The 23,658-nt window shown below is 65.7% G+C and carries 25 protein-coding genes and 1 other RNA gene; 13 read left to right on the forward strand and 13 right to left on the reverse strand.

Annotated features, from left to right (window positions below; translation table 11 throughout):
• Positions 1–48: 48 nt before the first annotated feature.
• Together GSQ83_RS28010 and GSQ83_RS28015 are read right to left on the reverse strand one after the other, a co-directional pair.
• Positions 49–969, reverse strand: coding sequence for a DMT family transporter (locus tag GSQ83_RS28010; RefSeq protein ID WP_158806216.1), 921 nt, complete (start codon positions 967–969; stop codon positions 49–51).
• 243 nt (positions 970–1,212) lie between these two features.
• On the reverse strand, positions 1,213–3,108 hold the full coding sequence (locus GSQ83_RS28015; protein WP_158806218.1) for a potassium transporter Kup: 1,896 nt from the start codon (positions 3,106–3,108) through the stop codon (positions 1,213–1,215).
• 367 nt (positions 3,109–3,475) lie between these two features.
• On the opposite strand from GSQ83_RS28015, the gene rpsF reads away from it, so the two are divergent.
• The 4 genes from rpsF (at position 3,476) to GSQ83_RS28035 (ending at position 6,331) form a co-directional block, all read left to right on the forward strand.
• The gene (gene rpsF, locus GSQ83_RS28020) at positions 3,476–3,958 is read left to right on the forward strand and encodes a 30S ribosomal protein S6 (protein WP_158806220.1); all 483 of its coding nucleotides are present in this window, start codon (positions 3,476–3,478) and stop codon (positions 3,956–3,958) included.
• A 3-nt stretch (positions 3,959–3,961) separates the two neighbouring features.
• On the forward strand, positions 3,962–4,237 hold the full coding sequence (rpsR, locus tag GSQ83_RS28025; RefSeq protein WP_158806221.1) for a 30S ribosomal protein S18: 276 nt from the start codon (positions 3,962–3,964) through the stop codon (positions 4,235–4,237).
• Between the two features lie 12 nt (positions 4,238–4,249).
• Positions 4,250–4,816, forward strand: coding sequence for a 50S ribosomal protein L9 (rplI, locus tag GSQ83_RS28030; protein WP_158806223.1), 567 nt, complete (start codon positions 4,250–4,252; stop codon positions 4,814–4,816).
• Positions 4,817–5,083: 267 nt separating this feature from the next.
• On the forward strand, positions 5,084–6,331 hold the full coding sequence (locus GSQ83_RS28035; RefSeq protein ID WP_158806225.1) for a cyclopropane-fatty-acyl-phospholipid synthase family protein: 1,248 nt from the start codon (positions 5,084–5,086) through the stop codon (positions 6,329–6,331).
• A gap of 183 nt (positions 6,332–6,514) precedes the next feature.
• On the opposite strand, the gene GSQ83_RS28040 is transcribed toward GSQ83_RS28035, so the two are convergent.
• From GSQ83_RS28040 to GSQ83_RS28065, 6 genes are all read right to left on the reverse strand, one after another.
• Complete coding sequence (locus GSQ83_RS28040; RefSeq protein WP_158806227.1) at positions 6,515–7,369, reverse strand: glycosyltransferase family 2 protein; 855 nt, start codon at positions 7,367–7,369, stop codon at positions 6,515–6,517.
• A gap of 210 nt (positions 7,370–7,579) precedes the next feature.
• Positions 7,580–8,395: a TIGR00282 family metallophosphoesterase gene (locus GSQ83_RS28045; protein WP_158806228.1), complete on the reverse strand. Its 816-nt coding sequence runs from the start codon at positions 8,393–8,395 to the stop codon at positions 7,580–7,582.
• Positions 8,396–8,434: 39 nt separating this feature from the next.
• Positions 8,435–9,016 (reverse strand): 5-formyltetrahydrofolate cyclo-ligase, encoded by a 582-nt coding sequence (locus tag GSQ83_RS28050; protein WP_254065960.1) that lies wholly within the window; start codon positions 9,014–9,016, stop codon positions 8,435–8,437.
• 34 nt (positions 9,017–9,050) lie between these two features.
• Positions 9,051–9,208, reverse strand: a non-coding RNA gene (gene ssrS / locus GSQ83_RS28055) — 6S RNA.
• A 9-nt stretch (positions 9,209–9,217) separates the two neighbouring features.
• The gene (locus GSQ83_RS28060) at positions 9,218–9,541 is read right to left on the reverse strand and encodes a cell division protein ZapA (protein ID WP_158806230.1); all 324 of its coding nucleotides are present in this window, start codon (positions 9,539–9,541) and stop codon (positions 9,218–9,220) included.
• A 6-nt stretch (positions 9,542–9,547) separates the two neighbouring features.
• Complete coding sequence (locus tag GSQ83_RS28065) at positions 9,548–9,802, reverse strand: hypothetical protein (RefSeq protein ID WP_158806232.1); 255 nt, start codon at positions 9,800–9,802, stop codon at positions 9,548–9,550.
• 182 nt (positions 9,803–9,984) lie between these two features.
• Between GSQ83_RS28065 and GSQ83_RS28070 the strand changes: the two genes are divergently transcribed.
• From GSQ83_RS28070 to GSQ83_RS28110, 9 genes are all read left to right on the forward strand, one after another.
• Positions 9,985–10,389 (forward strand): hypothetical protein, encoded by a 405-nt coding sequence (locus GSQ83_RS28070; RefSeq protein WP_158806234.1) that lies wholly within the window; start codon positions 9,985–9,987, stop codon positions 10,387–10,389.
• A gap of 152 nt (positions 10,390–10,541) precedes the next feature.
• Positions 10,542–11,186: a thiamine phosphate synthase gene (gene thiE, locus GSQ83_RS28075; protein ID WP_158806235.1), complete on the forward strand. Its 645-nt coding sequence runs from the start codon at positions 10,542–10,544 to the stop codon at positions 11,184–11,186.
• Positions 11,187–11,374: 188 nt separating this feature from the next.
• Positions 11,375–12,436 (forward strand): quinone-dependent dihydroorotate dehydrogenase, encoded by a 1,062-nt coding sequence (locus tag GSQ83_RS28080; RefSeq protein ID WP_256367104.1) that lies wholly within the window; start codon positions 11,375–11,377, stop codon positions 12,434–12,436.
• Positions 12,437–12,441: 5 nt separating this feature from the next.
• Positions 12,442–13,287 carry a TIGR01459 family HAD-type hydrolase gene (locus GSQ83_RS28085; RefSeq protein ID WP_158806237.1) on the forward strand — a complete coding sequence of 282 codons (846 nt, stop codon included), beginning with the start codon at positions 12,442–12,444 and terminating at the stop codon, positions 13,285–13,287.
• A gap of 43 nt (positions 13,288–13,330) precedes the next feature.
• Positions 13,331–14,950, forward strand: coding sequence for an alpha,alpha-trehalase TreF (treF, locus tag GSQ83_RS28090; protein WP_158806239.1), 1,620 nt, complete (start codon positions 13,331–13,333; stop codon positions 14,948–14,950).
• Entirely contained in the window at positions 14,947–15,801 is an 855-nt protein-coding gene (locus GSQ83_RS28095; protein WP_158806240.1) for a DMT family transporter, read from the forward strand. The genes treF and GSQ83_RS28095 overlap by 4 nt, the downstream gene beginning before the upstream one ends.
• 28 nt (positions 15,802–15,829) lie before the next feature.
• Positions 15,830–16,963 (forward strand): Re/Si-specific NAD(P)(+) transhydrogenase subunit alpha, encoded by a 1,134-nt coding sequence (locus GSQ83_RS28100; protein ID WP_158806242.1) that lies wholly within the window; start codon positions 15,830–15,832, stop codon positions 16,961–16,963.
• Positions 16,964–17,055: 92 nt separating this feature from the next.
• Positions 17,056–17,448 carry a proton-translocating transhydrogenase family protein gene (locus GSQ83_RS28105; RefSeq protein ID WP_158806244.1) on the forward strand — a complete coding sequence of 131 codons (393 nt, stop codon included), beginning with the start codon at positions 17,056–17,058 and terminating at the stop codon, positions 17,446–17,448.
• Between the two features lie 9 nt (positions 17,449–17,457).
• Complete coding sequence (locus tag GSQ83_RS28110) at positions 17,458–18,855, forward strand: NAD(P)(+) transhydrogenase (Re/Si-specific) subunit beta (RefSeq protein WP_158806245.1); 1,398 nt, start codon at positions 17,458–17,460, stop codon at positions 18,853–18,855.
• Positions 18,856–18,964: 109 nt separating this feature from the next.
• On the opposite strand, the gene GSQ83_RS28115 is transcribed toward GSQ83_RS28110, so the two are convergent.
• From GSQ83_RS28115 to GSQ83_RS28135, 5 genes are all read right to left on the reverse strand, one after another.
• The gene (locus tag GSQ83_RS28115) at positions 18,965–19,972 is read right to left on the reverse strand and encodes an ABC transporter substrate-binding protein (RefSeq protein WP_158806247.1); all 1,008 of its coding nucleotides are present in this window, start codon (positions 19,970–19,972) and stop codon (positions 18,965–18,967) included.
• 82 nt (positions 19,973–20,054) lie between these two features.
• Entirely contained in the window at positions 20,055–20,867 is an 813-nt protein-coding gene (locus GSQ83_RS28120) for an ABC transporter ATP-binding protein (RefSeq protein ID WP_158806249.1), read from the reverse strand.
• A complete protein-coding gene (locus tag GSQ83_RS28125) occupies positions 20,864–21,727 on the reverse strand; it encodes an ABC transporter permease (RefSeq protein WP_158806251.1) in 864 nt (287 codons plus the stop codon). The genes GSQ83_RS28120 and GSQ83_RS28125 overlap by 4 nt, the downstream gene beginning before the upstream one ends.
• Positions 21,728–21,870: 143 nt before the next feature.
• Positions 21,871–22,152: a hypothetical protein gene (locus tag GSQ83_RS28130; protein WP_158806252.1), complete on the reverse strand. Its 282-nt coding sequence runs from the start codon at positions 22,150–22,152 to the stop codon at positions 21,871–21,873.
• A 233-nt stretch (positions 22,153–22,385) separates the two neighbouring features.
• Positions 22,386–23,606, reverse strand: coding sequence for an NADP-dependent isocitrate dehydrogenase (locus tag GSQ83_RS28135; protein ID WP_158806255.1), 1,221 nt, complete (start codon positions 23,604–23,606; stop codon positions 22,386–22,388).
• Between the last annotated feature and the right edge of the window lie 52 nt (positions 23,607–23,658).

Here is a 23,658-nt window from a genome sequence, read left to right on the forward strand (position 1 = left end):
CAGGCGGGGCGCCCTTCGCCGTAGATGACGATTTACGGGCTCAATCGCTCAATACCCTTGTCGCTTGGTGTAATCGGGCCGCCGGCGCCTCGGCATGCCGGTGGCCAGGAGGGCGCCGCCGACCACAAGGAGTGCGGCGAACAGCAAAGACCAGCTCGCCGGGACCAGACCGGTGCCGACCAGCAGAAGGGTCGAGACCGCGGGCGCCAGGTAGGAGAGCGCGCCGAGGAGCGGCAGATGCCCGTGCTTCGTCGCATGATCCCAGGCGAGGAAAGCGAGACCCGTCGGGCCGATGCCGAGTGCGAGGATGGCAAGCCATTGACCCAGGACGGGCGTGACGGTGGGCTCGAAAGCGAGATGGCAGGCGCCGCCGGCCACCGCGACGGCGCCGCAGACACCGACGATCATGCCGCTGGGCGTCGATCCGAACCGGCGGTTGAGCACCGAATAGCCCGACCAGACGAAAGCGCAGCCGAAAGCCGCCGTATAGCCGGCGACTGACCCAATTGCTGTGCCGCTTGGCGGCCGTCCCGTCAGGATGAGGGTAGTGCCCGCCAAGCCGAGCAGCGCACCGCCGAGATGCCGCGCGCGCAGGCGCTCGCCGCCCGGTGCGGCTGCCGCGAGCAGCACGATCAGCAGCGGCCAGAGGTAGGCGATCAAGCTGGCCTGCGCCGCCGGTGCCTTGGACAAAGCGAAGAAATAGAGCGCGTGGTACAAGAAGATGCCACAGAAGGCGGTAAGCCACGGCGCTGCGGGCTGCCAGAGCTGGGCCAATGCGGCCCGGCCGCGCAGCGCGAGTGCCACCATCCCGGACAGGAAGGCGACACCGAAGCTGAGGCAGAGCAGCTCGAAGGGCGGGATGCCGCGTGCGCGTACCGTCAGCAGAGCAAGTGCGGCCCAAAGCAGGATGGCGACAACACCGATCGCGGTGGCGCGCGATCTGAAGCCGGCTGTGTCGGTGTCAGCCATTACGTTTTCCCCAATGCCGGACCGATCCGGGGGAGGTTCGCATCGGGAGTATTGCGCAAGTATGAATAGCGGCGGCGTCGGAGCCTAGATCGCGATGCTTTAGCGCGAACCAATCCTCACCTCACCACGTCATCCTCGGCGAAGGCCGAGGACCCACGCTTTCGCTTGGGTGACGAAGGCGGGGCCGTCCGCGGCAAGGCGTGGATGGCATGCCTACGCATGTCACGACGAAAGTGGCGACGCCTAAATCGCGATCCGGACCCCAAGCTCGACGACCCGGTCGCTCGGAATACGAAAGAACTCGGTGGCGGACACGGCGTTGCGGGCCAGCACCAGGAACAGCCATAGCCGCCAGAAGGGCAGTTTCGGGACCAGAGCTGGGACAATAACCTCGCGGCCGAGGAAATAGCTCGTCTGCATCGGGTCGAAGGGGATGCCGCTTTCTCGCATCTCCTCAAGTGCGCGGGGAATGTTCGGGCTCTCCTTGAAGCCGTAGCGGACGATGACCCGGTTGACGTTGGGGATCAGCTCCTCGACCTCCGCCCGCTCGGCCGAGGGCACTTCGGGCACGTCTGCGGTCTGCACCGTCACCAGGAACACCCGCTCGTGCAGCACCTTGTTGTGCTTGAGGTTGTGCAGCAGGGCGTTCGGCACGTAGCCGCCATTGCCGGTGAGGAAGACGGCGGTGCCCGGCACGCGGATGATGCGGGAAGCGGGAAGCCGGGCGAGGAAGGAGTTCAGCGGCATGCTGTCCTGCTTCCAGCGCTGGAACATGAGATCTCGGCCGCGCTTCCAGGAGGTCATCACGGCCATCAGCACTGCGGCAACGGCGAGGGGCACCCAGCCGCCCTCGGGCAGTTTCAGCAGGTTGGAGGTGAAGAACAGCGCGTCGATCACGAAGAACGCGCCGAAGACACTGATGACCAGGCCGCGCGACCATTTGAACTGCCGCCTGAAGACCAGCGCCGAGAGAACCGAGGTGCAGGTGAAGGTGCCGGTCACGGCGATGCCATAGGCGGCCGCGAGGGAAGCGCTGCTACGGAACGACAGAACCAGCACCAGCACGCCGACCAGCATCATGGTGTTGATCTGCGGCAAGTAGATCTGGCCCTCCTCCACCTCGCTGGTGTGGCGGACGATCATGCGCGGGATGAAGCCGAGCTGCATGCATTGCCGCGCCATCGAATAGGCGCCGGAGATCATCGCCTGGCTGGCGATGACCGTTGCCGCCGTCGCCAGCAGCACCATCGGCAGCCGGAACCAGACCGGACAGAGCAGGAAGAACGGATTGTCCAGGGCGTGCGGATCATGAAGGATCAAGGCGCCCTGGCCGAAATAGTTCAGCACGAGGCAGGGCAGCACGAAATACGTCCAGGCTTTCTGGATCGGGATGCGGCCGAAGTGGCCCATATCCGCGTAAAGCGCCTCGGCGCCCGTCACGCACAGCACAACGGAGCCGAGGATCACGAAGGTCATGATCCCGTGGTGAAAGGCGAAATACAGGATGTAAGTGGGCGACAGCGCCCGGAGCACCGAGGGGTTGTCGAGGATCTGGAGCAGGCCGAACAAGCCGATCGTCAGAAACCACAGCGCCATCACCGGACCGAAAACCCGTCCGATCATCGCGGTGCCGCGATACTGCGAGGCGAAGAGCAGCCCGATGACGATGACGGCGATCGGTAGCACCGCCGGCTTGAGGAAGGGCGAGGTGACTTCCAGGCCCTCGACCGCCGACAGCACCGAGATCGCCGGGGTGATCATGCCGTCGCCGAAGAACAGACAGGCGCCGACGATCGCGACCAGGGTGACGGCGGCGGCGACGCGGGGCCGCCGGGTGACGCGCTGCGCCAGCACCATCATGGTCAGGATGCCGCCCTCGCCATTGTTGTCGGCGCGCATCACGAAGGTCACGTATTTCACGGTCACCACGAGGATCAGCGACCAGAAGATCATCGATAGGATACCGAGCACCGTGCCTGGCGTCAGAGCCGCCGCGCCGAAGACGGAGAGGCAGGTGCTCAAGGTATAGAGCGGGCTGGTGCCGATATCGCCATACACCACGCCCAGCACGCCCAGCAGCAAGGCGGGCGTGGCAGCGTTTTGGCGGATGGTGGCAACCGCGGCTGGCGATGTGTTCATGTCTTCGTTTGAGATGGGCCGGAGCCGATGAAGATCGAGATAGCTAGGCTTCGAAAGGCGCAGCTCCACTCGCGGCTACCGGCGTCCCGCCGTAAAGTCCTGCGAGCCTCAGCCGATCGTGTTTGGACCTTGTCTGGTTAAGCGGCCGTAACGTCGGATTTGGCGAGACTTACGCGGGCGACGCCCGGCAAGGCAAGCGTCGCGCTGTGACGGTGAGGCGCGCAGGCCAGCTTTGCCTTGCGAAACGACCGCGTATGTGTATTTAGGCGCGCTTCCCTGCCGGGGCGAGGCATCTCCCCGGCTGTGCTCGTATGCGACCGGAACCTCCGGATCCGCAGCCTCGGGCCGATACATCCGGAGGGACAGAATGCCATTATATGAATGCGTCCTAATAGGGCGCAGCGAAATCACGCAGCAGCAGGTCGACACGATCGCCGACACCATCACGGCGCAGGTGGAAGCCGCCGGCGCCACCGTGCGCAAGCGGGAATACTGGGGCCTCCGCAGCCTCGCGTACCGGGTCAAGAAGAACCGGAAGGGCCACTACATGCTGCTCGGCCTGGATATCAAACCCGCCGACCTCAATGAGATGGAGCGCCAGCTCTTCCTCAACGAGGACGTGCTGCGCTTCCTGACGATCCGCGTCGATGAGATCGATGAGGCGCCGTCGGCCGTGCTCTCCCGCAAGTCGGATGATCGCGGCTTCCGTGGGCCGAAGCCCGCTGGGCGCTTCGACAGCGGCCGTCGCCGCTATGACGACCGTGAGGAATTCCGCGCCCGCGAGGAGTTCCGTGGCCCGCGCGATGACGAAGACGAGCGTGGCGGTGGCCGCCATCATGAGGAGGTCTGAGCCATGAGCGATTCGACAGACGTCAATCCCGCCGCCCGCCGCGCCGCCGTTGGCGCGCGCCGGCCGTTCTATCGCCGCAAGAAGTCCTGCCCCTTCTCGGGTCCGAACGCGCCCAAGATCGACTACAAGGACGTGCGGCTGTTGTCCCGCTTCCTCAGCGAGCGCGGCAAGATCGTGCCTTCCCGCATCACGGCGGTCTCCGCCTTGAAGCAGCGCGAGCTGGCACGGGCCATCAAGCGCGCCCGCTTCTTGGCGCTGCTGCCCTACGTCCTGCACTGAGGGGAGAGCATCATGGCCGCGATCGAATTGATCCTGCTCCAGCGCGTCGAGAAGCTGGGACAGATGGGAGAGGTGGTGAAGGTGAAGCCGGGCTATGCCCGCAACTTCCTGCTGCCGCAGAAGAAGGCGCTGCGCGCCACCAAGGACAACCTCGCGAAGTTCGAGGGCAACCGCGTGCATCTCGAGGCGCAGAACATCAAGCGCCGCGAGGAAGCCGAGCGTATCGCCGAGCGGGTCCACGGCCTGACCGTGACGCTTATCCGCCAGGCGGGTGAAGCCGGCAGCCTTTACGGCTCCGTCTCTAACCGCGACATCGCGGAAGGTGCGACGGCCGGCGGGCTGCAGATCAGCCGCGGCCAGGTCGAGCTTGATCACCCGATCAAGACGCTGGGCGTGCGCCAGGTCCGTGTCGTTCTCCACCCCGAGGTCACCATGAACGTCGCGGTGAATGTCGCGCGTAGCCCCGAGGAAGCCGAGAAGCAGCTCCGTGGCGAGGCCGTTGGCCGCGCCGCCGAGGAAGAAGGCCCTTCGGCCGCCGATATCTTCGGGACCGAAGAAGAAGCCCCCGAAGCCGCCTGACTTTGCCGCGGCCTCTCCCGTGCCGGGAGGGGCCGCCCAAGTCTCGCCGCGCTCGGCAAAGACCGAGCCCCAAGCCCCATCCAAATAACCGCGACTCGACGCCCCGGATCGCCCTGCGCGTCAAGTCTCGCGAGCGGCATTCGCTGTGCGCAACGGTGTCTTTCGCCCGGATTATTACCTCCGTGTTACCTTTGCTTGCGAAATCGCTAAGAGCGGGTTATCGCCTGTCTGTTGGAGAGCCTGTGCGACGATAGACGAGAGAGTGCCATGCGACAGATGCTGGACCGCTTACTCACCCGCCTGATACGGCAGGGGGGTCTTTCAGTGATCTGGCCGAATGGCGAGCGCAGCAGCTACGGCCCCGACAAGAACAGCCCCGTTACAATCAAGATCGCCCACGACCGGATGGTGCGCCAATTCGTGCTGCATCCCGGTCTCGCCATCGGCGAAGCCTACATGGACGGCAGCCTCGCCCCGGTGGATTGCAATATCTACCAGGTGTTGGAGGTTCTGCTGTCGAACCTGCAGGCCGCCGGCATCGCGGCGGTGCCGACCCTCAAGGGCCGCATCCTCGCCGGAACCATGGTGCGGCGCCTCCGCCAGATCAATTCCACTGTGCGCGCGCGGCGCAACGTGGCGCATCACTATGACCTCAACGGCCGGCTCTACAGCCTGTTCCTCGACCGCGACCGGCAATATTCCTGCGCCTATTTCCGCACCGGCACCGAGACGCTGGAGGAGGCGCAGACCGCCAAGAAGCACCACATCGCCGCCAAGCTGAAGCTCGACCGGCCGGGACTAACGGTGCTCGATATCGGCTGCGGCTGGGGCGGCATGGCGCTGACCCTGGCGCGCGACTACGGCGCCCGTGTGACCGGCATCACCCTCTCGACCGAACAGCTCAATGAGGCGCGTGCCCGTGCCGAGGCCGAGGGTCTGTCGGATCGGGTGAAGTTCGAGCTGCTGGATTACCGGGCGGTGCGGGAGACGTACGATCGTGTCGTCTCGGTCGGCATGTTCGAGCATGTCGGCGTCAACCATTACCGGACCTTCTTCAATGTGCTCAAGCGCGTGCTGAAGCCGGACGGGGTGGCGCTGCTGCATACCATCGGGCGCAGCGACGGGCCGGGCACCACCAATAGCTGGATCGCGAAATACATCTTCCCCGGCGGCTATTCCCCCGCCTTGTCCGAGACCATGCTGCCGATCGAGAAATCGGGCCTCCTCGTCACCGATGTCGAAATCCTGCGGCTGCATTACGCCGAGACGCTGCGGCACTGGCGCCGCCGCTTCGCGGCCAACCGGGACGCCATCAGTACACTGTATGACGAGCGCTTTTGCCGGATGTTCGAGTTCTATCTGGCCGGCTCGGAGCTGGCCTTCCGCTATCAGGAACACGTCAATTTCCAGATCCAGATCACCCGCGAACAGACCGCGGCGCCGCTGACCCGCGATTACATCACCGAGGTTGAGCGCGAGCGCCTGCGCGCCCACGAACCGGCGATGTCCGACTGAGGCAGCGAGGGGCCGGAAGCGTGACGTTTCGGGTTTGAACCGCGTTCACTCCCCGCGTCATGCTCGGCGCAGGCCGGGGATCCACGCCTTGGCTTCGGCGACTAAGCAAAGGCGTGGATGGCACGCCTTCGCGTGCCCTGGCGGATCTGTGGATTGCGGTTCAAGCCACAGACATCCGGCGCTCTAAAACCTGCCCCTGAAGCGTGGCGGCAAGACCAGCCGGGTGTGGCCGTGGATGTTCAGCGCGAAGCGATAGGTCTCCGCCTCCAGCCCGGCCTGGCTCGCCACCACCTGATCGAGCAACCGTGCCAAAGGTTGCTGCCTAGGCTCGAAGTCTCCGGCTTCCTCCGGCAAGTTCCCGACGGCGTGCAGCCGGTCGAGCCATTCCTGGTCGGGGCCGCGCTGATGCAGCGAGGAATGCGCGTCGGCCCAGGCCATGCCTCGGGTCTGGGCGAGACGGCGGAGGCCGCGGTCGCGGTCGAAATAGCGCAGGTGGAACATATAGAGGTGCTCGAAGACCACGGGCGCGGCCACGCTGTGAAAACCCGCTGGCCAGGTGACGGGCTCGCGAATGAGCGCCGGCTTACACAGCGCCGAGTTGAACCATAGCCAGCGCCGCTGCTCGCTAATCGGCTGGGCTATATCGATCGCCGCTTCGTCGTCCGGCCGGTGCCACACTTCCAGGCCGATCGCGTTCAGCACGCCACCCTTCATCGCCATGGCGCAATCGGCGAGGTCCCGGTGGTGGCGCGGATCGGCGACGAGCAACTCGTCCACATCGACATGGATAACGGCGTCGTAGCGCCGCAGCAGTTCGGCGCAGAATGACGAGACGAGCCGTGCCCGCCCGGATTCGTCCTTTGGGCTGCGCGGCAGGCGGATCACTTTGATCTCGCCGAGATGATCGGTGGTGCCGTCATCGGAGCCGTGGTCGATCACGTAGCAGTTCCTGGCACCCACCTGCCTGGCGTAGTGGCGGCACCACGGGTCCATGTAGTCGGGATCGTTGTAGACCATGGTAACGGCGGCAAGCTGCATGCGAGACTTTTAACTCGATTTAGCAACGAGCGTCTGCGGCAAAAACGGGAGTTTTGTTCGGGTCGGCGGTAGCGGTCGGCCCACCTCGTCATGCTCGGCGAAGGCCGCATCCACGCCTTTTGGAGCCGCGGCGAGGAAAGGCGGGGATTCTCGGCCTTCGCCGAGGATGACGTTGGGGAGTCATCGCGGGCGTGGGCTGAGCCGACAGGATCAGAACTCCGGAAACGTCTCCGCCAGGCGGCCGCCTTGGCGCAAAGGCGCGATGTGGCGCGCCAGGCCCGTTGTGTCGTCGGTTTCGAGGAAGACTCCCGACAGCGTGGCGGGGCCTTCCGCGGGTTGCAGGCGCTCGCCGGGCATCTTCTTCCAGAAACGCTCGATCGCCGGCTGCTTGCCCATGCCGATGACGCCGTCATAGGAGCCGCACATCCCGGCATCGGTCATGAAGCCAGTGCCGCCGGGCAGGATCTGATGGTCGGCGGTGGGGACATGCGTGTGGGTGCCGACGACGAGGGAGAGACGGCCGTCGAAGCTATGGGCATAGGCGGCCTTCTCGCTGGTCGCCTCGGCATGAAAGTCGCAGATGATGGCCTGCACCGTGGCGCCGAGCTTGTGACGGGTCAGCAGATCCTCGGTGGCGCGGAAGGGGCAGTCCAGCGCCTCCATGAACAGGCGGCCCATGGCGTTGAGCACCAAAGCGCGGCGGCCGTCGCCCAAGGTCAGCAACACGCTGCCCGCGCCGGGCGTGGCCGGGGGAAAGTTGATGGGGCGGATCAGCCGCTTCTCGGTCGCGATGAAGGGGATGATCTCCCGCCGGTCCCAGGCGTGGTTGCCGAGGGTGAGCACATCCGCCCCGGCCTCGAACAGCGCACGCGCCATCTCGGGGGCGAGGCCGAAGCCGTGGGACGCGTTCTCGGCATTGACGATGGCGAGGTCGAGCCGCAGCCGGCGGCGCAGCTCGGGCAGGGCGGCGGCCACGGCATCGCGCCCGACGCGGCCGACGATATCGCCCAGAAACAAAATCCGCATCGCGCTCCCTCTCAGGCGGCGCGCGAGCGGCCGTGGGCCTCAGCCAAAATGGCGCAGCCCCAGCTCAGTCGCGACCGCGTGCAGGGGCGCGTCATAGGGGCCGGAGGGCAGGCTGTCGAATTCCTGCGCGGCGAAGGCGCAGCCATAGCGCCAGGCTCCCGGCAGTGCCGCGATGGTGCGGTCGTAATAGCCGCCGCCATAGCCGAGCCGGGTGCCCTGGCGGTCAAAGCCGAGCAGCGGCATGAGCAGCAGGTCGGGGATCAGCCTGGCGCCGTCTGGATGGCTCGTGCCGAAGCGGCCTGTGCTGAGTTCCGTCTCGGGGTGCCATTCGTGGAAGGTCAGGGGATGGCCCCGCCGGCCGGTGACGGGGAGGCAAATGCGCTGGCGGCGGTCATGCAGCGCATGGAGAAGCGGCCGGATGTCGATCTCCTCCGGCAGCGGCCAGAAGCCGCCGACGATATGGGCGGAACGGAGTTTGGGGTCGTCGAAGAGGTTGGCCGCAAGGAGTGTGCCGAGCGCGGGATCGATGCCCAATCGCCGGGCTCGCGCGACATGTCGGGCGGCGGTTTTGGCTTCGGCGATAGCTTCCGGCTCGATGGGCGGAGGGAACGGCTGCTTCAATCAGCCGGGCCTATCGAACGAAGATCGAGGAAAGTGCGGAGCCGCCTCGGCCGGTGGCATATGCATCCTCCCAAGGCCTGCTTGTGCAGGTGGGGGCCAGTTAGCCTGACCAGGATCAGACCAGCGCCAGCTCCCGAGGGAGTTGCTTATCGGCCCTGGGGATGTCTTGCCTGTCGAACCAGGAAGCCCCGCCCGCCATAGTTAGGCGCGTTCGAGGGCTGCCGCAATGTCTTCCGCACGCTCCGCCAGGCGGCGGACGGCATCGCCGATCTGCGGATCCGCCGTGGCCGTGTGACCGTTCTGGTGTGGCTGATTGGCGAGGAAGGCGTCCTTGTCGTGCAGCTCATCGGCCATCAGCAGCGACACCAGAACCAGGAGCCGGGCTTCGCCGGTCTGGCCCAAAGCCTTGATACCGTCGATGCGCTTCTGCACCTCGCGGCCCATGGCCTCGAGGTGCCGTTCCTGACCGTCCTCGCAGCCGACGACATAGGAATAGCCGTTGATGAGAAGGGTAACTTGTCCCATGGCGGCCTATCCGTTCCGCTCGATGCCGAGCGCGTTGCGCAAGCCGCCGATGATCTCGTCGATCTTGAGCACGGCTTCGTCGTGGTTGGATGCGGGCGCCCAGGGCTGGGTCTTGTCGGCGCTGTCGCGGGGCGCCGGCCTGCTTTCGGGCTCGGCGGCCGGTTGCGGCGCGGGCGGTCGTCGTCGCGCGGCCTGAGCGATGCGCTCGAGCGCCGCCTCCAGACGCCGCAGGTTGGCGCTTGTATCCCCGGTTTCCGACATCCGTCTAACGTGCCGCCCTTCGTAACACTCTCGTAAGTCAGCACAGGTCGGGCCGGAGGCGTCAAGGATGAAGGCCGGTGTTTGAGCACGTCATAAAGGATCGGCCCCAGACGTGATCTCGCGGCGAGGCGGGGCTAGGATGCGGCGGGTCGGCGGCTGGTGTCGTGGAAGGACCTGAGAACGTGGCGCCCAAGCTTCCGCCTGCCGTCATTATCCATGGGCTAGCCGATGCGCGGGACGCTTTGGCCCTGGGTCTTCCCCTTACTCTGCTCTCCGCGCCGGGCGCGGCGGTGTATGCGGGGGTCGGGTGGTGGATTGCGCTGATTGCGGCGGCGCATGCCGAGCATCCTCACCCTGCCTTTACCGACATTCTCGATTGCGCCGACTCCCCTGGCCGGGCGGCGGAGGCGATACGGGAAGGCCAGCGGCAGGTTGTTCTGGTCGGCACACCTCGGCTGCTTCTTGAACGTGTTGAGGCGCTCGCCGCCGAATGCGGCGCGGTGGTGCTGGCGGAGGCACCGCCGGCGCTTGATCTCGCGCAGCCGGGGGCGCGGCGGCGGCTCGCCGGGTGGCTAGGGCCAACGTGACATGGAGAGCGATTTCGCCTAGGTCTTCGCCCCCGGATGCGCCCGATTTTGGGCCAAGAAGCGCTGAGAATTGCCATGCAGGTCACCGTCCCCATTAAGCGCCTGCGCGACGAAGCCCTTGGCTTTACCCCCCTGCGGGTTGTTGCCTCGGCATGAGCGACGGGGCGGGCTGCCGGCTGTATCTGGTCACGCCGCCGAAGCTCGACCCGGCGGCCTTCGCCGATATCCTGGCGGCGGCGCTGGATGCCGGGGATGTCGGCGCGCTGCAACTGCGGCTGAAGGATCTCTCGGACGACGCGCTGCGGCGGGCGGTCGATGTGCTTCGGCCAGTCGCGCAATCCCGCAATGTTGCCTTCCTTCTCAACGACCGGCCCGATCTGGCGCGAGAGATGGGCTGCGACGGTGCCCATGTCGGGCAGACGGATACGCCCGTGGCCGAGGCGCGGCGGCTGCTGGGAAAGGATCTGACGCTTGGGGTTTCCTGCCACGGCAGCCGGGATCTCGCCATGACGGCGGGCGAGGCGGGCGCGGATTACGTGGCCTTTGGCGCTTTCTTTCGTAGCGGCACGAAGACCGAAGCCGAGATCGAGGCCGAGCCAGAGGTGCTGACCTGGTGGAGCGATGTCATGGAACTGCCGACGGTGGCGATCGGCGGCATCACTCCGGCGAATTGCGTTCCGCTGGTGCAGGCTGGCGCCGATTTCCTGGCGGTCGTCAGCGCGGTTTGGGACCACCCGGACGGCCCGGCCGCAGGCGTGCGCGCGATGAACGCGGCGATCGCGGCGGCTGACGCATAAATATATGTTTATGCGCGGTTGGCTGAACCGGGTCGCTGGTGTCCTTTTCCCCTCCCTGCAAGGGAGGGGTTAGGGGTGGGTTGGTCCGGGCGCCGAAGCCTTGCGTATCGCCGCGCCCCAGTACCCACCCCCAGCCCCTCCCTTGCAGGGAGGGGAGTAACGATTAGCCGCCCGTCTGGTTCCCCGGCGTGCTGACCAAGCTCGCCATGCCCCTGTTGCGGTGTCTCGATCCGGAGCGCGCGCATCGTCTTGGCTTGAGGGCACTCACCGCTGGTCTCGTTCCTCATTCCGATGTCGTAGACAGCGGTTCGCTGGCGACCGAGGTGGCGGGTCTGCGCTTTGCCAATCCGATCGGTCTGGCAGCCGGCTTCGACAAGGATGCGGTGGCCGCAGTCCCGTTGGCGGGTCTCGGTTTCGGCTTTGTCGAGGTCGGCACCGTGACGCCCCGCCCGCAGGCGGGCAATCCGCGCCCCCGGCAATTCCGGCTGGCCGAGGATGTCGCCGTCATCAATCGCATGGGCTTCAACAACGGCGGCATCGACGCCTATGCGCGGAGGCTCGGCGCCCTGCCCCGCCCGCATCCGGTGCCGATCGGCGCCAATCTCGGCGTGAACAAAGACGGCGCGGAGCCCGAGCGCGACTACTCTGCGCTCCTCGCGCGGGTCGCGCCTTTCGCGGACTACGTCGTCGTCAACGTGTCTTCGCCCAATACGCCGGGCCTGCGCGACCTTCAAAGCGAGGCGCGGCTGGCCGCCATCCTCGGTGCCATGCGCGCGGCCGTGCCGGATTCGCCGCCGCTGTTCGTGAAGCTGGCGCCCGATCTTTCGCATGAGGGCCTGGCGGCGGTGGTCGAGGTGGCGGTCGCGGCGGGTGTCGCCGGGCTCATCCTGACCAACACCACGACCAGCCGGCCAACGGGCCTGCGCTCCGCGATGGCGCGCGAGATCGGCGGGCTTTCGGGACGGCCGCTTATGGGTCTCTCGACGCGCGTGCTGGCGCGGGCCTTCCTGCTCGCGCGGGGGAGGCTGGCGCTGATCGGTGTCGGCGGTGTCGAGAGCGGCGCCGATGCGATGACCAAGATCCGCGCCGGGGCCAGCCTGGTGCAGCTTTATACGGCCTTCGCCTATCACGGCCCCGCCCTCATCCCGCTTATCAAGCGGGACCTGGTGCGCGCCTTGGCGACGGCCGGCTACCAGACTATCAGCGCGGCCGTGGGCACCGATGCCGAGCGGCTGGCCGAGGAGGCGTGACCACCATGGACCACCTTGCCGGAATGGCGCCGCTCGCGCCGCGCTACGAGGGTTTCATCCTCGACCTCTGGGGCGTCATTCATGACGGGGTGCGGCCCTATCCCGGCGCGGTGAAGGTGATGGAGCGGCTGCGCGCCCGTGACCGCCGCGTCGTGCTGCTGTCCAACGCGCCACGCCGCGCCATCGCGGTGGCGCGGGGGATGACGGCCATGGGTATCCCGCCGGAACTCTATGATGGCGTGATGACCAGCGGCGAGGCGATCTACGAGGGGCTGTTCACCCGCGCCGATCCCTGGTTCGCGCGCCTCGGACGCCGCGCCTTCTGGCTCGGGCCGCCGCGCGACCTGCCATTGCTCGAAGGGCTCGACATCGACATCGCCCTGCGCCCCGAGGATGCCGATTTCGTCCTCAATATCGGCGCCGACGAGGCCGTCAGCGCCACGGAGATCGCGCCCCATGTGCCGGCGCTGGAAGCCTGCCGCCGCGCCGAACTGCCCATGCTCTGCGCCAATCCCGATCTGGTCATCGTACGGGAGGGTCAGCGCATTCTCTGCGCCGGCGCGCTGGCGGAGGTCTATGCGGGGATGGGCGGCGAGGTGGTGCAGCGCGGCAAGCCGGATGCCGCCATCTATCCGCCAACATTGGCCCTGCTCGGCGTGCCGCCCGAGCGCGTGCTGGTGGTGGGAGACGCGCTGCGGACCGATATCGCCGGTGCCGCGGCGGTCGGGCTGGAGTCCTGCTGGGTGCTCGGCGGCATCCATGATCTGGTGGGCCGTACGGCCGAAGCTGAGGCCGAGGCGGCGGCCGCCGGGCTGGCGCCGATAGCGACGATCCCCAGCTTCGTCTGGTAGGACGGCGCCAAAGCAAGAAGCCACCGCCGCGGGGAGAACGAGTTTGCGCCACGTCCTGATCGCCACCGGCTTGGTCTGCGGCCTGCTCGCGGGTTCCGCCGCCCATGCGCGGGAGCCCGATCCGCTGCCGCCATCCGTGATCTTCGGTTCGCTCTATAGCGCCGTCGAGCTGGGACATGTCTTCGCCGACCAGAAGACCTTCGCCGACGCGATTCCGAAGGAGGCGCCGGATGCGATTCTGGCCGACTACGCTGCGCAGAAGGACGCGGCCGGTTTCGATCTGCACGCCTTTGTCGCCGCGCATTTCACGCCGCCGGTGCTGAAGACGGTCTCCTACAACCGGCGGAAGGACGAGACGGTCAGCGAATACATCACCGATCTCTGGACCCTGCTGCGGCGCCCGGCCGATGAAGGCGAGCGCTATTCCTCGCTGCTGCCTCTGCCGGCGCCCTATATCGTGCCGGGCGGCCGCTTCAGCGAAATCTATTACTGGGACACGTATTTCACCATGCTCGGCCTGGAACAGGACGGGCAGACCGAGCTGGCCGAAGACATGGTGCGCAACATCGCCGCCCTGATCCAGCGCTATGGCCACATGCCGAACGGCAATCGCAGCTACTACCTCAGCCGCTCCCAGCCGCCGTTCTTCTCCTGCATGGTCGATCTGCTTTCCGCTCCCAAGGATCTCAAAGGCCGCGCGGCGCTCTATGCGACCTACCTCCCTGCGATGCAGGCGGAGGAGGATTACTGGATGGAGGGCGCGGATGCGCTGGAGCCCGGCAAGGCCACCCGCAATGCTGTGCGGCTGGCCGACGGCACACTCCTCAACCGCTATTGGGACGAGCGGGATACGCCGCGTGACGAATCCTATGCCGAGGACGTGGCGACTGCCGCGACCACGCATCGCCCCCCCGCCGAGGTCTACCGTGACCTGCGCGCGGGGGCGGAATCCGGCTGGGATTATAGCTCGCGCTGGTTCGCCGACGGCCATAGCCTCGCCACGCTGCATACCACCGAGATTCTTCCGGTCGATCTCAACAGCGAATTGTTCCACCTCGAAAGCGCCCTCGCCTATGGCTACCGCCTGACCAATCAGATGGCGGAGAGCGCCAAATACCGCGACCTCGCCGCCAAGCGCGCCGAGGCGATCCGGCAGTTGATGTGGGATCAGAACGGAGGCGACTTCACCGATTACGATTGGGTGGCCGGGAAGCAGACGGGCGTGCTCTCGGCCGCGACTCTCGTGCCGCTGTTCTTCCACGTCGCGACCACCGAACAAGCGCGTGCCGTGGCGACGACGGTGGCGGCGAAGCTGCTCGGTCCTGGCGGGCTGCGCACCACGACGGCTGCCACCGGCCAGCAATGGGACGCGCCGAATGGCTGGGCGCCCTTGCAGTGGATGGGCATCGATGGGCTGTCCTCCTACGGCTCGGAGGCATTGGCCCGGCAGATCGCGGGGCGCTGGGAGACCCGGGTCGTCGCCGGCTTCGCCAATGACGGCGTGCTGGTCGAGAAATACAACGTCGATACCAACGAGGTCGCGAAGCGCGCGGGCGGCGGCGAATACAAGCTGCAAGTCGGCTTCGGCTGGACCAATGGAGTCTTGGCGGCGCTGCTCGCGCGCTATCCCGTGGCCTCGGCGGATACGACTCCCAAGCAGTGAGGGCTGTCGCGGGAGCCCTCGGGCGCATCCCGGTTCCGCTTTGGCCGCTCACGGCGATGATTTCGGTCCAGCTCGGCGGCGCGCTGACAGTACCGCTGATGGCTCAGGTTGGCGCGGCGACAACGACCAGCCTGCGGCTGGTCTGGGCGGCGCTGTTCCTGCTGGCGGTGGCACGACCTCGGCTGGGTTCCGGTAGTGGGCCACGGTTACTTGGCGGCGCCTGCCTCGGTCTGGTCACCGGCGCCATGACGCTGTGCTACTTCGAGGCGGCGGCGCGAATCCCGCTGGGGATGGTGACCTCGATCGAGTTCCTCGGTCCTCTCGCGGTTGCCATTGGCGGGTCGCGCAATGCCCGGGACTTGCTTTGGGCTGCGCTGGCCGCCGCCGGTGTCGCGCTGCTGACGCGGGGTGGCGGGGGCTCCAGCCTTTCCGGCTATGCCTTCGCGGTCGGGGCGGCGGTCTGCTGGGGCTCCTATATCGTGCTCACCCGCCGGGTCGGCGAGACTTTCAGCGGGTTGCAGGGCCTCACCGTCTCGCTCTGCGTCGCGGCGCTCGTGATGGCGCCGCCGGTGCTTGCCGTCCATTGGCGGTCGATTGGCCCGGGTCTTGTCATCGCGATGGCGGGTGTCGCGATCCTCAGCCCGTTTCTGCCCTACGCGCTCGAAATGGCGACGCTGCGGCGTATGCAGCCGCGGCCCTTCGGCATCCTGATGAGCCTGGAGCCCGCGACCTCCGCCGCCATGGGCCTTCTTGTACTCGGCCAGCGCCTCGGGCCGTTGCCGCTGGCCGGTATCGCTTGCGTGATGTTGGCGAGCATCGGAGCAGTCGCCGGAACGAACAAAGCAGGTTAGTCTCTCGTCAACGAGCCGAGGAAACCCAATGCGAATAGCCGTTCCCGTCGAAATCGATGCTGATGAACCGCGCGTCGCGGCCACCGCGGAAACGGTCGGAAAGCTCATCAAGCTTGGTGCCACGGTCGTGGTGGCGCGTGGCGCGGGGATGCGATCGGGCATCCCGGATGCGGATTACGCGCAGGCCGGTGCCGATCTCGGCGACCCGGCCGAGGTAACGCGGACAGCCGATATCGTCCTGAAGGTGCGACGGCCAAAGCCGGAGGAGCTGCAGGCCTATCGCCCCGGCACGCTGGTTCTGGCGATCATGGACCCTTACGGCCAGGAAGCCGCGCTGGCGCAGATGGCGAGCGCCGGGCTGGTGGCTTTCGCGATGGAACTCATGCCGCGCATCACCCGGGCGCAGAGCATGGACGTGCTGTCCTCGCAGGCAAATCTCGCCGGCTACCGCGCGGTGATTGACGCCGCCAGCAGCTATGGCCGCGCCCTGCCGATGATGATGACGGCGGCGGGCACAGTGCCGGCGGCGCGGATTTTCGTGATGGGCGTCGGCGTCGCCGGACTTCAGGCGATCGCCACCGCGCGCCGGCTCGGCGCCATCGTGACCGCGACGGATGTGCGGCCGGCGGCGAAGGAGCAGGTGGCCTCCCTCGGCGCCAAGTTCCTGGCGGTGGAGGATGACGAGTTCCGCCAGGCGGAGAGCGCGACGGGTTATGCGAAGCCGATGTCGGCGGAATATCAGGCCAAGCAGGCCGAGCTTGTGGTGGGCCATATCGCCAAGCAGGATATCGTGGTGACCACGGCGCTCATTCCAGGCCGCCCGGCGCCGCGACTGGTGAATGCGGCGATGGTCGCCTCGATGCGGCCGGGTTCGGTGATCGTCGATCTGGCGGTCGAGCGCGGCGGCAATGTCGAGGGCTCAGAAGCGGGGCGCGAGGTGGTGACGACGAACGGAGTGCGGATCTTGGGCCATGCCAATGTGGCTGGCCGGCTGCCGGCCTCGGCCTCAGCGCTCTATTCGCGCAACCTGCTCGCCTTCGTGGAGACGATGATCGACAAGACCAGCCAGGCCGTCAGTCCCAATTGGGACGACGAGCTGATCAAGGCCACGCTGCTGACGCACGACGGCCAGGTGGTGCATCCCAATTTCAAGGCGGCCTAGGTGGCCCGGCGGGAGAGTAACGACGCGGATCCTCGGCCAATGCCCAGGATGTCGAGGGAAGCGGCCGCCGAACGGCGCCAGGGGAAATCACGATGAACGAGAACGCCGATCATATCGCCACCGGCGCGGGGGCAGCCGCCCATGTGCTTACCTTGGGAGTGGTGGATCCTTTCATCTTCCGCTTCGCGATCTTCGTGCTGGCGATCTTCGTCGGCTACTACGTGGTGTGGTCGGTGACCCCCGCCTTGCATACGCCGCTGATGGCGGTAACGAATGCGATCTCCTCGGTGATCGTGGTCGGCGCGCTGCTCGCCGTTGGGGTTTCGCTGCATAACGTGATGAGCGGCGGCCCCTGGGTCGCGCGATGCTTCGGCTTCGTGGCGCTTGTGCTGGCGTCGATCAATATCTTCGGCGGCTTCCTGGTGACGCAGCGAATGCTCGGGATGTACAGACCCAAATCCGCGACCGCCGTGAAAAAGCACTGAGCGCGCGCCATGTTCATCGACATCGCTCAGCTTCTTTATCTCGCCGCCGGCATCCTGTTCATTCTGGCATTGCGCGGTTTGTCTTCGCCGAGTTCGTCGCGCCGCGGCAACCTCATGGGCATGGCGGGCATGGCGATCGCCATTCTCACCACGCTCGCGGCGGCGCCCTCCGACAGTCTCGGCGGCTGGCTGCTCGTGATTTTCGGTCTCGCCATTGGCGGCGGCATCGGCGCCGTGGTCGCGCGGCGCGTGGCAATGACGGCGATGCCGCAGCTCATCGCGGCATTTCATTCGGGCGTCGGCCTCGCCGCGGTCTGCGTCGCGGCGGCGGCGTCCTACGCGCCGCAAGCCTTCAACATCGGCATTCCGGGCCATATCGATGGCGGTTCGCTGGTCGAGATGTCGATCGGCACGGCGATCGGCGCCATCACCTGCACGGGCTCCGTGATCGCCTTCGCCAAGCTCAACGGCAATATGTCCGGCCGGCCGATCATGTTGCCGCAGCGGCACTTCATCAACCTGGCGCTTGTCGCGGCGATGGTGCTGTTGGTGATCCTGTTCCCGCTGACGCAGGCGCATATCGTGTTCTGGCTGATCGTGATCGCGGCTCTGGCTTTGGGCGTGCTCATGATCATTCCGATCGGCGGCGCGGATATGCCGGTCGTGGTGTCGATGCTCAATTCCTATTCGGGTTGGGCCGCTGCAGGCATCGGCTTCACGCTCGGCAACCTGGCGCTGATCATTACCGGCGCGCTGGTCGGCTCATCCGGCGCTATCCTGAGCTACATCATGTGCAGTGCGATGAACCGCAGCTTCGTCTCGGTCATTCTCGGCGGCTTCGGCGGCGAGGATGCGGTGGCGGGCGGCGGTGTGGTTGAGACGCGGCCGGTCAAGCAGGGTGCCGCCGAGGATGCCGCGTTCATCATGAAGAATGCCGGCAAGGTCATCATCGTTCCCGGCTACGGCATGGCGGTGGCGCAGGCGCAGCACGCGCTGCGCGAGATGGCGGACCGCCTGAAGGAGGAGGGTGTCGATGTGCGCTACGCCATCCATCCGGTGGCCGGGCGCATGCCGGGCCACATGAACGTGCTGCTGGCCGAGGCGAATGTGCCGTATGACGAGGTGTTCGAGCTTGAGGACATCAACGCCGAATTCGGACAGGCGGATGTGGCCTTCGTGATCGGCGCGAATGACGTGACGAACCCGGCGGCGAAAACCGACCGCAGCTCGCCGATTTTCGGCATGCCGATTCTGGAAGTGGACAAGGCGAAGACGGTGTTGTTCGTCAAGCGCGGTATGGGCTCGGGTTATTCGGGCGTCGAGAATCAGCTGTTCTTCAAGGACAACACGATGATGCTGTTCGGCGACGCGAAGAAGATGGTCGAGCAGATTCTTAAGGCGCTGTAGGTGGGGGTTGGAGAGTGCGTGGCGGGCGCATTCTCCAATAGATTCGTCTCCTCGTCATGCTCGGCGAAGGCCGAGGATGACGTGGAGGCGATAGCCAAGTTCCGAAATTTTACTTATCGATGAACTGCGGATCGATGACGGTCGGATAAGTCACCGGCATTTTGATCTTGCCGAGCTTGCCCCAGATGTCGAGGCCGAGGGTGATGACCTTATCGGCCGGGCCGGGGTTCTGCACCGTGCCGAAATAGCTCTTGTTCATCGCCGCATCATAGAAATTCACGCCGCCCGCGGCAGCCGTGAAATCCGCTGGCTTGGAGAGATAGCCGCCGACGCTTTTCGCCATATCGGCATAAGCCTCCGCCTGATGCGTCTTGGTGTATTCGACGGCTTTGAGCACGCCCGAGACCATCGCATCTACGTCCGCCGCTTGCTTCTGGATGACATCGCAACGGAAGATCAGCACGTCGAGAATGACGCCTGGCGTCGAGGCGCTGCTGACGAGAACCTTGCCCTTGTTGTGCTCTCGCACGAAGGAGAGATTGGGTTCCCAGGTGACGGCGGCGGGGATGCGGCCGGCGATGAAGGCGGCGGCGGCGGCGTCTGCCGTCATGTTCACCACCTTGAAGTCGCTTTGTGTCATGCCCTGCTGCGCGAGCAGATAGTTGAACCAGAACTGGCTCGTCGAGCCCTCGTTCATGGCGATCGACTTGCCTTTGAGGTCGGCGATGCTGGTGACGTCCTTGCCCGTCACCATGCCGTCGCCGCCATGGCTGTCGTCCAGCGCCATCACCGCCTTGAAGCAGAAATCCTTCGAGCGATACTTGAGAATTTCGTCGAGCGTGACCGCGGTGCCCTGGATCTGCCCGGCCGCCATGGCGCCCATCGAGAGCGTCGAATCACCGACGATCCGCAAATCGACGTCGAGACCCTTCTCCTTGTAGTAGCCAAGGTCGCGCGCGAGGAACATCGGGCCGTAACCGACCCAGGTTGTCATGGTTACCGTGAGGTGTCCTGCTTGTGCCGGCAACGCGAAGCCAAGGCCGGCGAGCGCTGTCGCCGCTAAGCCAGCAGCCGTGCGCCGAGCGCGTCGGCCGAGGCGAGATCCTAGTCCGGTCATCGACGTTAACTCCCTTGTTGTTAAGAATGGGTTTTGGAAACCGCAAGACGGCGAAACAGGGCGGCCGATCTGTGCGATGACATCAGTGGTCCTCGTCGATCTCATCCTGCAGCAGATGCAGGATGCGGCGCTTGATGGCGATGAACTCGGGGTCCATCACCATTTCCAGCGAACGCGGGCGGGGGATCGGAACATCGATCGTTTCCTTCATGCGCCCCGGCCGCGCGGTCATCACATGCACGCGGTCACCGAGCAGCACCGCTTCGTCGATATCATGCGTCACGAACAGCACCGTTTTGTGTGTGTGTTCCCAAACACGCAGCAACAGCTTCTGCATCACCGAGCGTGTCTGGCTGTCGAGCGCTCCAAAAGGTTCGTCCATCAGCAGGATCTGCGGATCATTGGCGAGCGCACGGGCGATCGCGACGCGTTGTTTCATGCCGCCGGAGAGTTGCTTTGGATAATGCTGCGCAAAAGCGACTAGCCCGACCTCGGACAGATAATGCGCGACGATCTCGCGGCGTTCCTTCGCGGGAACGCCACGCCGGCGCGGGCCGAATTCGATATTCTCGGCGACCGTCAGCCAGGGGAAGAGCGTGTAGGCCTGGAAGACCATGCCGCGATCGAGGCCCGGCCCATCCACCGGCTTGCCGCCGACCACAATCTCGCCGCCGGTTACATCGATGAGGCCGGCCGCGAGGTACAGCAGGCTCGACTTGCCGCAGCCGGATGGGCCGACGATGACGGCGAATTCCTTGTCGGCGACCTCGAAGGAAACCCCGTCGAGTGCGAGCGTCGTCTGCTTGCCGGTGACGTAGCTGAGCTCGACATGCCGCGCCTGCAACCGACCGGTACCTGCGGTCTGGCGAGGTTCTGACGTCAGAACAGCGCTCATTGCGCCCAGCCCGCGAAGCGCAGGCGCAACAGGCGGAAGAAGGAATCCGTGATGAGGCCGAGCAAACCGATGATGCCGATCGCCATGAAGATCACATCGACCTCGAAGCCGCGCATCGCCTGCATGCTCATATAGCCGAGACCGCTGCTGGCGGCGACGAGTTCCGCGACGACGAGGTAGGTCCAGGCCCAGCCCATGGTGATGCGCAGCGTGTCGATGATGCCCGGCCGCGCCGCCGGCAGCAGCACATGCAGCAGCACGTCCTTGCGGGAAGCGCCGAGGGTATAGGAGGCGTTGAGCATATCCTCGGGCACCGTGCGGACCACGTCCATGATCATGACGATCTGCTGGAAGAAGGTGCCGAAGATGATGATCGCCACGCGCTGGCTTAGGCCCAAGCCGATCCACAGGATGAACAGCGGCACGAAAGCCGTGACTGGCAGATAGCGGATGAAATTGACGATCGGCTCCAGCGCCGACTGCACAAGGCGGAAGGTGCCCATCAGCATGCCGAGCGGGACGGCGACGATCGACGAGATGAAGAAACCGAGCAGGATGACCTGCACGCTCGCCCAGATATTCGGCCAGATGCTGCCGTCCTGAATGACCGAGATGGTGCGCATGACCACAGCGCTCGGGGTCGGCAGGAAGATATCCGGCATCACCCCGCCATAAGTGAGGATCGACCAGACCAGCAGTACGACGAGCCAGACGGAGACGCCGGCGATCAGGGCGACGGTGCGGGAGACGGGCGCGCGGGGCGTCAGGGCACGGCTGGCGAAGGATCGGCGCCGTCGCGTTGCCACGGGCGCATCACGAAGGGGCGGGGGCGCGGCGGCTTCGGTCACAACGCTGCTCATGCAACAGTCACAGCAAGAACCGTGCCATTTGTCCATGAGGCTGGGAAGGTATGGCCTGTCATGGCAAAGGCCGGAACGGGGTCCGGCCTTTGCGTGATCTTGTTCTGTTCAGTCCGCAGTTGGCGAATAATGCGGCGGGAGACTCAGCTTTTCTTGAGACGCCGCTTATTGGCGGCGACGCGGGTCCGGTAGAGGCGGGTCACGGCGGCCGCGCCCTTATCGGGTTTGCCGGTGACGGCGGCTTGCCAGAGCAGGATCTGCGCCTCGGCCGCTGCCTGGACTTTCTCGGTCACCATGCGCCGCGATTCCGTGTGGCTGGCAGCACCGCCCCGTCCGATTTTGGCGAGGCGCATTGCCATCACCTGGGGCACATCCAGGGCGAGGCGGAAGGCGTCCGACATTCCGTAGCCCTTGCGTCGCGTCATCGATGGTCTCCCGTGGACTTACTCAGACCTCAGATGGGCTATGTGGGCAGCCTGCCAATGCGGCCAATCCAAAGATCCGTCATGGCACGCGAAGGCGTGCCATCCACGCCATGCCTTCGTGGAGTAAGCAAGGCGTGGATGCTCGGCCTTCGCCGAGCATGACGCGAGGGAATGACCAAGGTTCAAGCCAAAGACATCCGGCTCCAGACCGCGCCCATCCTAAGCTTGGCCTCTCAGGATTTCGCCATCGCGGCGCGGAGGTTGTCGTCGAGCTTGGCGAGGAAGTCCTGCGTTGTCAGGAAGGGCTGCTCGCGGGAGATCAGGCTGGAGAGATCCTTCGTCATGAACCCGGCCTCGACCGTTTCGACGCAAACGCGCTCCAGCGTTTCGGCGAAGGCGGTGACATCGGGCGTATTGTCGAAGCGGCCGCGATAGATCAGGCCGCGCGTCCAGGCGAAGATGCTGGCGATCGGGTTGGTGCTGGTTGGCCGGCCCTTCTGGTGCTCGCGATAGTGGCGCGTGACGGTGCCATGGGCCGCCTCGCTCTCGATCACCGTGCCATCCGGATTGAGCAGCACGCTGGTCATGAGGCCGAGCGAACCGAAGCCCTGCGCCACGATGTCGCTTTCCACGTCACCGTCGTAATTCTTACAGGCCCAGACATAGCCGCCGTTCCACTTCAGCGCGCTGGCGACCATGTCATCGATCAGGCGGTGCTCATAGGTGATGCCGAGCGCGTCGAACTGCGTCTTGAACTCGGCGTTGAAGATTTCCTCGAAGGTGTCCTTGAACATGCCGTCATAGGCTTTGAGGATGGTGTTCTTCGTCGAGAGATACACGGGATACTTGCGCGACAACCCGTAGTTGAAGCTTGCGCGGGCAAAGCCCTGGATCGAGGCGAGGGTGTTGTGGATGCCAAGTGCGACGCCGGGGCCTTTGAAGTCATGGACTTCGAGTTCCAGCGGAGCGCTGCCATCCGCCGGCACATAGTTCAGAGTGACGCGGCCTGGGCCGGGGATTTTGGTTTCGGCGGCACGGTAGATGTCGCCATAGGCGTGGCGGCCGATGACGATCGGCTCATTCCAATGCGGCACTAGGCGCGGCACGTTGCTGCAGATGATGGGCTCGCGGAAAATCGTGCCGTCGAGGATGTTGCGGATCGTGCCGTTGGGGCTGCGCCACATCTTCTTGAGGCCGAACTCGGTAACACGCGCCTCATCCGGCGTGATGGTCGCGCATTTTACGCCGACGCCATATTGCTTGATGGCGTTGGCGGCATCGACCGTCACCTGGTCGTCCGTCTGGTCCCGATACTCGATGCCGAGGTCGTAATATTTGAGGTCGATGTCCAGATAGGGGACGATGAGCTTGTCCTTGATGAAGCCCCAGATAATCCGGGTCATCTCGTCGCCGTCGAGCTCGACGACGGGGGTCTTCACCTTGATTTTGGCCATAGGGCAGCATTCCTTGCGTGTCTCGGAGGGCATCGGACTGTAGCGCTACGGC

Source organism: Acidisoma sp. L85 (genome assembly GCF_009765865.1).
Lineage (GTDB): Bacteria > Pseudomonadota > Alphaproteobacteria > Acetobacterales > Acetobacteraceae > Acidisoma.